This window comes from Isoptericola sp. NPDC056578 (assembly GCF_042793275.1).
Classification (GTDB): Bacteria; Actinomycetota; Actinomycetes; order Actinomycetales; family Cellulomonadaceae; genus Isoptericola.
In genome coordinates this window covers 1-12,398 of record NZ_JBHTVC010000042.1, presented here as the reverse complement: position 1 = coordinate 12,398, position 12,398 = coordinate 1, and the positions used below count along the sequence as shown (strand labels likewise).

Annotated in this window: 9 protein-coding genes; 5 read left to right on the top strand and 4 right to left on the bottom strand. The window is 76.1% G+C overall.

Features of this window, described 5'->3' with window-relative positions:
- The first annotated feature begins 20 nt into the window (after positions 1-20).
- Together rlmC and ACFQ80_RS15705 are read left to right on the top strand one after the other, a co-directional pair.
- On the top strand, positions 21-1,298 hold the full coding sequence (gene rlmC, locus ACFQ80_RS15710) for a 23S rRNA (uracil(747)-C(5))-methyltransferase RlmC (protein ID WP_430564304.1): 1,278 nt from the start codon (positions 21-23) through the stop codon (positions 1,296-1,298).
- Positions 1,299-1,421: 123 nt separating this feature from the next.
- A complete protein-coding gene (locus tag ACFQ80_RS15705) occupies positions 1,422-3,059 on the top strand; it encodes a M20/M25/M40 family metallo-hydrolase (protein ID WP_430564303.1) in 1,638 nt (545 codons plus the stop codon).
- Positions 3,060-3,170: 111 nt separating this feature from the next.
- On the opposite strand, the gene ACFQ80_RS15700 is transcribed toward ACFQ80_RS15705, so the two are convergent.
- From ACFQ80_RS15700 to ddaH, 4 genes are all read right to left on the bottom strand, one after another.
- Positions 3,171-4,643 (bottom strand): zf-HC2 domain-containing protein, encoded by a 1,473-nt coding sequence (locus ACFQ80_RS15700; protein WP_430564302.1) that lies wholly within the window; start codon positions 4,641-4,643, stop codon positions 3,171-3,173.
- A 249-nt stretch (positions 4,644-4,892) separates the two neighbouring features.
- Positions 4,893-6,131: a hypothetical protein gene (locus tag ACFQ80_RS15695; RefSeq protein WP_430564301.1), complete on the bottom strand. Its 1,239-nt coding sequence runs from the start codon at positions 6,129-6,131 to the stop codon at positions 4,893-4,895.
- Between the two features lie 205 nt (positions 6,132-6,336).
- Positions 6,337-7,527 (bottom strand): ornithine cyclodeaminase, encoded by a 1,191-nt coding sequence (locus ACFQ80_RS15690; protein ID WP_430564300.1) that lies wholly within the window; start codon positions 7,525-7,527, stop codon positions 6,337-6,339.
- Positions 7,524-8,468, bottom strand: coding sequence for a dimethylargininase (gene ddaH / locus ACFQ80_RS15685; protein ID WP_430564299.1), 945 nt, complete (start codon positions 8,466-8,468; stop codon positions 7,524-7,526). The genes ACFQ80_RS15690 and ddaH overlap by 4 nt, the downstream gene beginning before the upstream one ends.
- A gap of 137 nt (positions 8,469-8,605) precedes the next feature.
- On the opposite strand from ddaH, the gene ACFQ80_RS15680 reads away from it, so the two are divergent.
- The 3 genes from ACFQ80_RS15680 (at position 8,606) to ACFQ80_RS15670 (ending at position 12,347) form a co-directional block, all read left to right on the top strand.
- The gene (locus tag ACFQ80_RS15680; RefSeq protein ID WP_430549148.1) at positions 8,606-9,064 is read left to right on the top strand and encodes an Lrp/AsnC family transcriptional regulator; all 459 of its coding nucleotides are present in this window, start codon (positions 8,606-8,608) and stop codon (positions 9,062-9,064) included.
- Position 9,065: 1 nt separating this feature from the next.
- Entirely contained in the window at positions 9,066-10,007 is a 942-nt protein-coding gene (locus ACFQ80_RS15675; RefSeq protein ID WP_430564298.1) for a hypothetical protein, read from the top strand.
- Between the two features lie 162 nt (positions 10,008-10,169).
- Positions 10,170-12,347 (top strand): hypothetical protein, encoded by a 2,178-nt coding sequence (locus tag ACFQ80_RS15670; RefSeq protein ID WP_430564297.1) that lies wholly within the window; start codon positions 10,170-10,172, stop codon positions 12,345-12,347.
- Positions 12,348-12,398: the final 51 nt, after the last annotated feature.

Here is a 12,398-nt window from a genome sequence, read left to right as displayed (position 1 = left end):
TCACGGGGGACAATGGGCCGGTGCAGTGCCCTCACTTCGACGCCGGCCGCTGCCACTCGTGCACCCTCCTCGCGACGCCGTACCCCACGCAGGTGGACGAGAAGGTGGCGCACGTGCGGGCGCTGCTCGCCGACGACCGCGTCGACTGGCTCCCCGCCGTCACGGGCCCGGAGTCCGGGTTCCGCAACAAGGCGAAGATGGTGGTCAGCGGCACGGTCGAGGAGCCGGTGCTCGGCATCCTCGGGTCGGCGGCGGGTCCGTTCGCCGGGCAGGGCATCGACCTCACCGACTGCGGCCTGTACCCGCCCGCGCTGCAGGAGTCGTTCCCCGTCCTGGCCGCGCTGATCACGCGGGCGCGGCTGCAGCCCTACGACGCGACGTCGCCGTCGCGCGGGGCACGCCGCCGCGAGACGCCGCGCGAGTCCGCGTGGCGGGGCGAGCTCAAGCACGTGCTCGTGACCCTCTCCCCGGACGGCGAGCTCATGGTGCGCCTCGTGCTGCGCAGCCAGGAGCCCGTCGCGCGCCTCCGCAAGCACCTGCCCTGGCTGCTCGAGGAGCTGCCCCAGGTCGCCGTGGTGAGCGTCAACGTGCAGCCCGCGCACGCCGCCGTCCTCGAGGGCGACCTGGAGGTCGTGCTCACCGAGCGGCAGGCGCTGCCGATGCGCGTCGGCGCCGACGGCATCACCCTGCACCTGCGCCCGCAGAGCTTCTTCCAGACCAACACCGCGGTCGCCGCCGCCCTGTACGCGCAGGCCCGGGCGTGGGTGGACGAGGTGGCCCCCGCGTCCCTGTGGGACCTGTACTGCGGCGTCGGCGGCTTCGCGCTGCACTGCGCCGCCCCCGGGCGGGCCGTCACCGGCATCGAGATCTCCGCGGAGGCCGTCGCGAGCGCGGGCGCGACCCGCGACGGGCTCGCCGCGCTGCCCGCGGACGCCGTCGTCGCCGGGCGCGACGCCGCGTGGTGGGCCGACGCCGTGGCCGACGTCCGCTTCGCCGCCGGCGACGCCACCGAGTCCGTGCTCGGGTCCGTGCCCGGGTCCCCGCGCGACGGCGCCGCCCCCGGGCTGGTGGTCGTCAACCCGCCGCGGCGCGGCATCGGCGCCGACCTGTCCCGCCGGCTCGAGGAGTCCGCCGTCGGGCACGTGCTCTACTCCAGTTGCAACGCCGTGACCCTCGCCGAGGACCTCGCGCGCATGCCGTCCCTGCGGCCGACCCGCGCCCGCCTGCTCGACATGTTCCCGCAGACCAGCCACTACGAGGTGCTGGTGCTGCTCGAACGGACGACCCTCACCGCCTGAGCCCAGGGGTTTCCTGAACACGCGCTGAGGCCTACGCTCGCGCCAACCGCACCCCGCAGCGTCGCGTGGTGCGTCGTGGGCCCCTACCCGGGCCCCGCCGAGTCACCCATCTGGAGGTCGACCGTGAGAGTTCGCAAGTTCCCCGCGGTCGTCGCGACCACAGCCCTCGCCGGGCTCGTCCTCGCGGCGTCCCTCACCCCCACCGCGACGGCGGCACCCGCCGTCGCCACCGGCCGGCACGGCACCCACGTGCCGGGCCCCGACCTGTCGAAGAAGGTCACCGGCGAGCGCGTCTTCCGTCACCTCGAGGCGTTCCAGGAGATCGCGGACGACAACGACGGCAACCGTGCCGCCGGCAGCCCCGGCTACGAGGCGTCCGCGCGGTACGTCGAGAAGACCCTGCGCAAGGCCGGGTACCAGCCCGAGCGGCAGTACTTCGAGTTCGACACCTTCGACGTGCTCGACCTGTCCGTCACCGTGCCCGGCGTCGACCTCACCCCGGTCGCGATGACGTACTCGACGTCCACGCCCGACGACGGCGTCACCGCGGCCGCGGTGCGGCCCGCGATCGCGGACGGCTGCCCCGCCAGCGACGACCCCGAGGCGCCCCACGACGACTCGTGGGCCGGCGTCGACGCGACGGGCAAGATCGCCGTCGTCCAGCGCGGGTCGTGCACCTTCGGTGCCAAGGCGCTCGCCGCCGGCGAGGCCGGCGCCGCCGGGCTCATCATCTACAACAACACCGACGGCGCCCTCAACGGGACGCTGGGCGAGACGAACGACGGCTACGCCCCCACGGTCGGTGTCACCCAGGCGGAGGGCGCGGCCATCGTCGCGGCCCTGGAGGCCGACCCCGCGCTGCAGGTCTCGTTCGACCTGCAGGCCGAGAGCGGCACCGACGAGACGTTCAACGTCATCGCCGAGACGAAGCGCGGCCGGCACGACAACGTCGTGATGCTGGGCGCCCACCTCGACGGCGTGCCGGAGGGCCCGGGCATCAACGACAACGGCACCGGCTCCGCGGCGATCCTGGAGACCGCCGTCCAGCTCAACAAGAAGAGCGCCAAGCTCAACAACGCCGTGCGGTTCGCGTGGTGGGGCGCCGAGGAGCTGGGGCTCGTGGGCTCCGCGCACTACGTGGACGACCTCGTGACGAACGACCCCGAGGCCCTCGACGACATCGCGACCTACCTCAACTTCGACATGGTCGGCTCGCCGAACTACACGATCGGCGTGTACGACGCGAACGAGTCGACGTTCCCCGCCCCCGTCACGGTGCCCGAGGGCTCCGTCGCGACCGAGGCCGTCTTCACGGACTACTTCGACGGCATCGACCAGGCGTGGGTGGACTCGGAGTTCTCCGGCCGCTCCGACTACGACGCGTTCATCAGCAACGGCATCCCGGCCTCCGGCCTGTTCACCGGCGCGGACGCGATCAAGACGGAGGAGGAGGCCGCCATCTTCGGCGGCGTCGCCGGCGAGGCCCTCGACCAGAACTACCACTCCGCGGGCGACGACCTGTCGAACGTGAACCTCGAGGCGCTGGACATCATGTCCCGCGCGATCGGGCACGCCGCGCAGCAGCTGGCGTGGAGCACCGAGGCCGTCAACGGCGTCGAGCCCGGTCGGCCGGGTCACGGGCACGGGCACGGCAACGGCCACGGGAACGGCCACGGGAACGGCCACGGCCACGGCCACGGCCACGGTCATGGGAACGGCGGGGGTCACCACCGCGGGGCGCACGGCTTCGCCACGCGCTGACCTCGCTGAACAGCGCTGAGCAGCGCTGAGCAGCGCTGACCAGCGCTGAACCACGGTCGAGCCTGTCGGGACCCCGGTCCCGGCAGGCTCGACCGCTGTCCCGGGGGCGGCTCAGCCTGCGGAAGGGCTGGGGGACGGCGTCGCGCTGGGCGCCGCCGCCTCGTCGTCGGCGCCGTCGGAGATCCGCTCGAGCGACACCACGGGGTCGACGTCCTCCGGGGCCTCGACGTCGATCTCGATCGTGTACGACCGCGGCTCGCCCCATCGACGCTGAGGAACTCCGACCTCGTCCCCGCGGAGCACCATGACGTGATCGTCGTCGGCACGCACGTCGACGACGGTCGCCGACGACGGCGCGACGACGCGGTACCAGCGTTGCCCGTGCCAGCTCGCCCTGACCGACCTGGTCACGGTGGTGACCACGAGCTCGGGGTCGGGCTCCTCCGGGATCGTCGGTTCCTCCGACGGCGACGACGTCGGGGTCGGGGTGGGCGACGGGCTGGGCGAGGGGGGCGGCGGGCTGGAGGAGCCGGGCGGCGTCGGGGACGACGTCGGCCTGGTCTCCGGGTCGCCGGGCTGCGGCGACGACGGCGTCGTGCCGGGCTGCGTGACCGGCGGCGGGGTGGTCGGAGCGGTGCCGGGCGCCGTCGGGTTCGACGTCGGGGCGTCGGTCGCGGGCGGCGCCGGGGCGTCCTCGGACGGCGTCGGCTCGGCCGGGGTGGTCGCGCTCGGCTCGGGCTCAGGAGGAGCGTCGGGTGACGCCGCGTCGCCGGGGGCGGGCGCCGGGGCCACCGCCGACGACGTCGGGCCGGGCGCGGGCGGCGCGGCGACGGGCCCCCCGCCCCCACCGCTCACGGCCACCGCGACGGCCGCGACCGCGACCCCCGCCACCGTGCCCGCACCGATCATCCCGGCCTTGCCGAGCTGGCCCAGCCGCAGCCAGAGCGTCCGGACCCACTCCCACGCCGCGAGCAGCGCGGCCCCGACCGGCCCGGACCACGCGATCGCGCCCAGGCCCGTCGTGCCGGCGCCGAGCGCGCCGACGACCACGGGCGCGGCGGCGCCGGCGGCCATGCCCCCGAGCAGCAGCGGGCCGGCGTCGCGCACGGCCCAGCCGGCCTCGCGCACGTCGATGAAGGCACGCATGCAGCCCTGGCAGCCGAAGAGGTGCGCCTCGAGCACGGTGCGGCGCGGCGGCGACAGCCGGTGGCGCACGTAGGAGTGCAGCGACTGACGGGTGTCGAGGCAGCCGGGCGGGCACGCACGGGCGTGGGCGGCGGCGAACGCGGCGCCGAGCCGCTCCTCGGCCTGCCGCAGACGGCGCAGCACCGCGCGGGCGTGCATGCCCAGCTCGGTGGCGATCGCCGGGAGCTCGCGGCCCAGGACGTGCCGGTCCCACAGCAGCCGCTGGTCGTCGTGGGGCAGCGTCGCGAGCACCGTGCGGAGCACCGCCGGGTCGGCCGTGCCGGCGGCCCCCGGAGCGTCGTCGCGCCCGTGCGCGGCGGCCGCGGCACGCATCTTCCGGATCGCGTCGTCGACCGCGCCCCGGCGCGCGGGCGCGTCGCCGTCGTGGATCGCGGTCACGCGACGCCCCCGTCCTGCCGATGCTCGTCTGCGCCCGTCGTCACGGGCCGTTCACGGCGCGCGGCACGGGCACGCCGGGGGCCATGATCGCAGCGGCCCACGGGGCAAAGGCAAATCCCGGGGCCCGGGGCGGTGTGCCGCGACGGCACCCGTCGAGACGCCGGACGGCTCCCCGGCCCGGTCCCGGACCGGCGCGGCGGGCCGCTCGCGGGGCCTGTCCACGGGCTGCTCCGTGGGCTATGACGTGGGCTATTCCGTGGGCTCGGTCGGCGGCGTCTCGCCCGGGTCCGGGTCGGTCGGGTCCGGGTCGGTCGGGTCCGGGTCGGTCGGGTCCGTCGGTTCGTCGGTCGGTGTCGCGGTGGCGGTCGGCGTGGGCGTCGACGTGGTGGCGGGCGAAGGCGTCGGTGACGACGGCGCCGGGGGCCGCGTCGACGGCGACGACGGCGTCGTCGTCGAGCCGGACGACGAGCCTGACGACGAGGTCGACGACGAGGTCGGCTCGTCGTCGCGCCCGGGCGACGACGTGGGCGACGTCGACGGGTCGGACGTCTCGGCGTCGTCCGACGACTCGGTCGGCGAGGGCTCGCCCGACGGTGTCCCTGACGGGTCCTCGGACGGCGTCGGCCCCGCGCTCGGGCCCTCGTCCCCGCGCGGCGCCGACGAGGGCGAGGCCACGGGCGACGTGGCACCGGCAGGCACCGACCCGGCGGTGGTCGCCTCCGGCGACGAGCCGGGGTCGGAGGCGGCCGGCGCCGCGTCGCCGCTGCCGAGCGCGATCGCGACGGCCGCCACCGCGACGCACGCGACGGTGCCCGCGACGATCAGCCAGCTCTGCCGGCGCGCAGGCCGCGGGGCGGAGGCGGACGGGGTGCCGGACGCGGTGCCGGACGCGGAGCCGGACCCGGTGTTGGACGCGGTGCCGGACGCGGTGCCGGTCGGCACCTCGGAGGCCGTCGCGACCGCGGGCGGGCGCCAACCGCCCGCGAGCAGCCGAGGCCCGGCGTCCCGCAGCGCCCAGGCGGGCTCACGCACGTCGACGAACGCGCGCAGGCAGGCGGCGCAGTCGAGGAGATGGTCCTCGATCCCCGTCTCCCGGCCGGCCGGGGCGCGCCCCTGGTCGAGGTCGAGCAGCGCCGGCCGCGTGCCGGCGCAGCCCGGCGGGCAGCCCTGCGCGTGCGCGGCGACGAGCGCCACGGCGAGGGCCTGCTCGGCCTGCGGCACGAGCCGGGCCGCCGCGCGAGGGTGGGTGCCGAGCGCGGCGGCGACGGCGGACGGCTCCTGCCGCTGCACGTGCGTGGCCCACAGCAGCCGCTGGTCGTCGGGCGGGAGCGTCAGGAGGGCGGTGCGCAGCACCTCGGGGTCCGCGGTCCCGGCCGCGCCGGGCGCTCCCCCACGACCCGCGGCCGCGGCGGCGACCCGCATCCGGCGGATCGCGTCGTCGACATAGCCCGCGCGCGCCGGCGCGTCGTCACCGCCCGTCTCGGTCACGGTGCCCCCGTCTCTGGGTCTCCAGCGGCGCGCCGACGGCACGCTCGCGGGGCTCATGATGGCAGCGCGCACCAGGGTTTCGGCAAGTCCCCGTCCAGCCACGTCTCAGGGGGCGGGACGGCGGACGACGAGAGGCCGGCCCCGGCCGTGGCCTCCCCCGGGGAGCGGGAGGTCACGGCCGGAGCCGGAGTCGGGTGGGCGACGGTCAGGACCGCGCGGTCGCGAGCGCCTCGACGTGCCCGCGCCCGGCGAGCCCCATGAGCCGGTCCAGCGCGCGGCGGGCGTCGGCGCGGTCGTCCTCCTGGGCGGCGAGCACCAGGGAGTACAGGTCCTTCGGGTCCTGCGGCTCGGCGACGAGGTCCAGGTGCTGGAGCAGGGCGGCGGGGACGTCGTCGCGCACGAACCGCAGCGCGGCCCAGTCCTCGACGGCGAACCCGACGGAGTCGAAGACCGTCACGGTGGTGTCGTCCGAGGTGCGCCGGTCGCCCGCGTGCCGCGCGAACGCCTCGCCCGGCCCCGCGGTGGCGGGGGCGCCGCGGCGCCCGTCGCGCCGCCCGGCCACGACCTCCCACAGCTCGGTGACGACGAGGTCCGGCGTCTGCTGGATCTCGCCCTCGATACGGGTCTGCGGCTCGTACTCGACGAACACCTCGGCGTCCCGCAGGATCGCGGGGTCGAGCTCGGTCTTGCCGGGGCAGTCGCCGCCGATCGCGTTGACGTGCACGCCCGGGTGGGCGAGGCGCGTGACCATGTCGTGGGTGAGCACCGTCGCGTTCGTCTTGTCCGCCGTGCAGGTCGTGATGACGTCGGCGCCGGCGACGGCGTCCTCGCCGCTGGACGCCTCGTGCACCTCGAAGCCGAGGGCGCGCGCGTGCCGGGCGAGCTTGGCCTGCGCACCCGGGTCGGTGTCCCAGACGCGCAGGTGCGTGACGCCGAGCGCGGCCCGCATGCCGAGCGCCTGGAACTCCGACTGCGAGCCCGCGCCGATCAGCGCGAGCGTGCGCGAGCCGGCGCGCGCCAGGTAGCGGGCGGCGAGGGCCGACGTCGCCGCCGTCCGCAGCGCCGTGAGCAGCGTCATCTCGGCCAGGAACGTGGGATAGCCGTTGCGCACGTCGGCGAGGACGCCGAACGCCGTGACCGTCTGGAAGCCGCGCGCCGGGTTGCGGGGGTGGCCGTTGACGAACTTGAAGCCGTACGTGGCGTCGTCGGACGTCGGCATGAGCTCGATGACGCCGTCGCGCGAGTGCGACGCGATCCGCGGCCGCTTGTCGAGGTCGGGCCAGCGGGCGAAGTCGACCTCCAGGGCGTCCACGAGGCGCCCGATGACGGCCTCCGGGCCGCGGTGCGCCACCCAGCGCGCCATGGACGCGACGTCGAGGAACGGGACCGTCGTCATGCGTGGGCCTCCTTGCTGGTCAGGACGTCGGTCGTGCCGGTCGTGGGCGCGGGGCGGAGCTCGAGGGTGCAGCACTTCACGGAGCCGCCGCCGTTGAGCAGCTCGGACAGGTCGATGCCGACGGGCTCGAAGCCGCGCTCGCGCAGCCGGGCGTGCATCCCGGTGGCGCGGTCGCTGAGGAACACGTGCCGCCCGTCGGAGACGGCGTTGAGGCCGAGCACCGCGGCGTCCTCGGGGGTGGCGAGGATCGCGTCGGGGTAGCGCTCCGCGAGCACGGCCTGCGACGCGGGGCTGAAGGCCTCCGGCAGGTACGCGACGACCGGCGACGGGCCGCCGTCGAGCACCGTGAGCGCCGTGTCGAGGTGGTAGTAGCGCGGGTCCACGAGCTCGAGGGTCACGACCTCGATGCCGAGCAGCGCGGCGACCTCGGCGTGCGCGGCGCGGGAGGTGCGGAAGCCGGTGCCCGCCAGCATCACGTCGCCGGCGAGCAGCAGGTCGCCCTCGCCCTCGTTCTGCTCGGCCGCCTGACCGAGGCTGACGACGCCGTCGCCCGCGGCGGCGAACCACCGCTCGTAGGCGACGCCCTCGGGCCGCCGCTCCGGGTAGGTGAACCGCGCCGCCAGGGCGCGGCCGCCGAGCACGACGCCGCCGTTCGCGGCGTACACCATGTCGGGCAGGCCGGGCACCGGGTCGATCACCTCGACACGGTGGCCGTGGGCCTCGTAGGTGGCGCGCAGGCGCTCCCACTGCGCGAGGGCGCGGCCGGTGTCGACCGGCACTCCCAGGTCCATCCACGGGTTGATCTCGTAGACCACGTCGAAGTAGGTGGGCGGGCACATGAGGAAGCGGCGCGGGGTGGCCGTGCGCTCCGGCGTGCGCTCGAGCCTCGCGGGCTGGGGGACCGTGGCCGACGTCGTCGTCGGCGTGGTGAGAGCCGTCATGACCGGGACGCTAGGGCCGCCGACGTTGCGCCGGACCCGCGATCCGTTGCGCGTCCCGGGACCCGAACCGACGGATCGTGCGCGACGGTGGAAGAAATCGGGCATGGTGGCGGCATGGAGACGCGCGTGGAGACGGTATGGACGTCCTGAACCGCAGGATCGTCGGGCACCTGCTGCGCGACGGGCGCGCGACCTACGCCGACATCGGCGCCGACGTGGGGCTGTCCGCGCCGGCGGTGAAGCGGCGGGTGGACGTCATGCTCGCGCGCGGCGAGATCACCGGGTTCACGGTGCGGGTCGCACCGGAGGAGCTCGGCTGGGGCGTCGAGGCGTACGTGGAGCTGTTCTGCCGGGGCAACGTCTCCCCCGCCACCCTGCGCCGCGACCTGGCGACCATCCCCGAGATCGTGCGGGTCGACACCGTGACCGGCGAGGCCGACGCGATGGTGCAGATCATGGCCGGGAACATGGCCGACGTGGAGCGCACCGTGGAGGCCATCCGCGCCAGCGCCCGCGTGGACAAGACGCGCACGTCCCTGGTCATGACGCGCGTCATCGACCGGCCCGCGCGCTCCTCCTCGGCGGAGGGGGCGTGACGTGCGCGCCCGTCGCGCCGTCGCGCTCGCCGCGGGCCTCGCCGTCGGCCTCGCCGTCGTGGCGACGGCCTGCACCTCCCCGGGTGACGACGTCGCGCCGCTGCCGAGCGGCGTCGCGCAGGGCCTGAGCGCCGAGCTGCGGCAGGACCGCACGCAGTACGCCGACCACCGGGCCAAGGTGCACGTCGTCAACGGTTCCGACAGCACGGTGACGCTGCTCGGCGGCTCCCTCGACGCGCCCGGCTACGGCCCGAGCAGCGCGGACGGTGCGGTCCGTGCGCGCACCCTCGCGCCCGGCGCCGGCCGCGACCTGCGGCTGCGGCTCGGGGAGGTCGACTGCGACGCCGAGCCGCCTGCGGCCCTGTCGGGCGCGGACGCGCAGACGACGCCGGTCGCGACGGCGACCGTCCGCGTCGCGGCGGGCGGGTCGTCGCCCGGCGTGGACGGCGCGGGCGCGGGGACCGCCGTCGAGGTGGAGGTCACCGACCCGCTGGCCCGCCTCGCCGCCGTGCACGCGGAGGTGTGCGCCGAGCGCCTCGTCGCCACCGGCGTCACCCTGCGCGTCACCGACGTGCGCACGGCGACCGTGCCGACGCCCGACGGCGACGCGCCCGGCGGCCGCATCACCCTCGCCGTCGAGCCCGTGGCGGGCGGCCCCGAGGTGCGGCTGGTGGAGATCTCCGGCACCACGCTGCTCTCCCCCGCCGCGGGCACCGCCTGGACGGGCGACGACCTGGCCGGCCCGGCGGACGGCCAGGTCGTGCTCGACGTCGTGCCCGCACGCTGCGACCCGCACGTCGTGGCCGAGGACAAGCGCGGCACGTTCCTGCCCGTGCACGCCGAGGTCGACGGCGCGCCGCAGCCGGTGATCTACGTGCCGATGACCGACCAGCAGCGCGCCGCAATCTACGACCTGGTGCACGACGCCTGCGGCTGGGGCTGACCGCGGCGTCGCGCACCCTGAGCGGGTGAAATCTGCGCACGGGCTCCCCTTATTGAGGGTGCATCAGTAAGGTCCCTCCAGACCCGTCGACGACGACGGGCCGCGGCCACGAGCCGTGCGGACGCCTGCGTCGCCGACGACGCGGACCGGAGTGAGGCCCCGATGAACCCGACCACCCCCGTGCCACGACGATCACGCGGACCGGCCGTCTCGGCCGCCGCGGCCGTCACCGCCCTCGCGATCGCAGCACTCCTCGCGCTCGTGGTGCTCGTCCTGCTGAACGGCAAGGTCGCCGACGGCGCCACCCGCCTGGACGCGGGTGCCGTCCAGGTGCACGACGGAGCCGGCCGGTTGTCCGACGGCAGCACGCAGCTCGCAGACGGCGCCGGCGAGCTGTCCGACGGGGCCGGCGAGCTGTCCGACGGCACCACCCGACTCGTCGACGGCGCCGACGACCTCTCGTCCGGCACGGCCGAGCTCGCCGACGGGGCCGCCGAGCTGTCCGAAGGGCTCAACGACCGCCTGAGCCCCGGCGCCACCCGCGCCTCTGACGGCATCGTCGAGCTGCATGACGGCACCGTCCGGCTTCACGACGGCAGCGTCACCCTCGCCGACGGCGCCGCCCGCGCCGACGCCGGAGCCGGCAAGCTCGCCGACGGCGCCCGGCCGACCGCGGACGGCGCGGCCTTGGTCGCCGGAGGTGTGTTCGCTCTCCGCGACGGCAACCACACGGTCGCCGATGGTCTCGGGGTCCTGAGCGACGGAACGGGTCAGCTCGCCCAGGGCTCGACCACCCTCGCCGACGGCGCTGCGTCGCTGCAGGGCGGTGCGAGCACGCTGGCCGCCGGGACGGACTCGCTCGTGACGGGTAGCGACGCCCTCGCCGATGGTTCGGGAGACCTCCGGTCAGGCGCGGCCCGGTTGTCCGACGGTGTGGGTGCGTTGTCTGCGGGGATCGACGACCTTGTCGCCAAGGGTGGCGCGCTGGCCACCGGGGCGCAGGAGGCCGCCGCCGGCGCCGCCGACCTGTCGGCGGGCGCCAAGGAACTGCTCGGTGGGACCCGGAGCGCCGCCGCGGGCGCGTCGGAGGTCGCCGCAGGTGCCGAGAAGGCCGCTGGCGGTGCCGGCCTGGCCGCCGGCGGCGGTTCGGACCTCGTCGCCGGGCTGACGGCCCTGACCGAGGGCGCCGCGGGCGTCGAGGCTGGTTCGGCCGGCCTCGCGAAAGAGCTCAGCGCCCTCGCCGCGGACACCGAGGACCCCGCGGCACGCAAGCAGCTCGAAACGCTCGCCGCCCAGGCGCACGGCGTCGCGGCAGGTGCGGAACTTGTCTCCGGTGGTGTGGACAAGAACCTCGCAGGAGCGACGAAGCTCGCTGCCTCGCTCGACACGCTCGCTGGGGGCACCGCCGCGCTTCACGCCGGTGCCGACACCCTCGATGCTGGTCTGAACGGAGACAAGGGCCTGGTCACCGGGGCCGAGCGCGTCGCCACGGGGGCCGAGTCACTCGCCGTCGGGACTGCCAAGGTCGACGGCGGCGTCTCGGCGGTGCTCGCCGGCGGCGGAAAGCTGCAGGCGGGAGCGACGGACGCCGCCGCCGGGGCCGATGCCCTCGCGGCTGGGTCCGCCACCCTCGACGCCGGAGTCGTGAAGCTGGCGGGGAGCAGCGTCACGCTGCGCGATGGCGCCCGGAAGGTGGCGACGGGCAGCTCCGCCCTCGCCGCGGGCTCCTCGACGATCGCGACCCGGATGGGTGAGGCGGATGCCGGGGCCCGCGCTCTGGCCGACGGGTCGGCGACGCTCGCCGCGGGCGCGGACGACGTGGCCGGGGGCTCGCTCACCATCGCCGCGGCGACCGATGCCGTGGCCACAGGCGCCGAGGAGCTCGCGAGCAAGACGCCCGAGCTCGCCGCCGGCAACGCACGGCTGGAGACCAAGCTGGGTGAGGCGGAGGCCGGTGCGAGCCGCCTGGAGGACGGCCTGGACGAGCTCGCGACCGGCGCCACGGACGCTGCCGCAGGTGCCGAGCGGCTCAGGAAGGGCAGCGTGCGCCTGGACGCGGGGGCGGCCGAGCTCGCCACGGGCTCCGGCGACCTGGCCGCCGGTGCGGGACGCCTGCTCACGGGCGCGACGCAGCTCTCGGAAGGCAGCACCGAACTCGCGGACGGAGCGGCCACGCTCGCCGCAGGGACGACCGAGCTCGCGGACGGCACAGGCACGATGAGGTCCGAGATGGAGTCCAGCCCCGCCGGGGGCGCCGCGCTCGGCGGCGGGATCCTGCTCGCCCTCGGCCTGCTGGCGGCCGTGGCCGCCACGGCGCTGCACGTCCGGCGTCGCTCCTGACGTCCGCACGCCGGCGCAAGGACGGCCCGGCCCGACGCTCAGGGGAGCGTC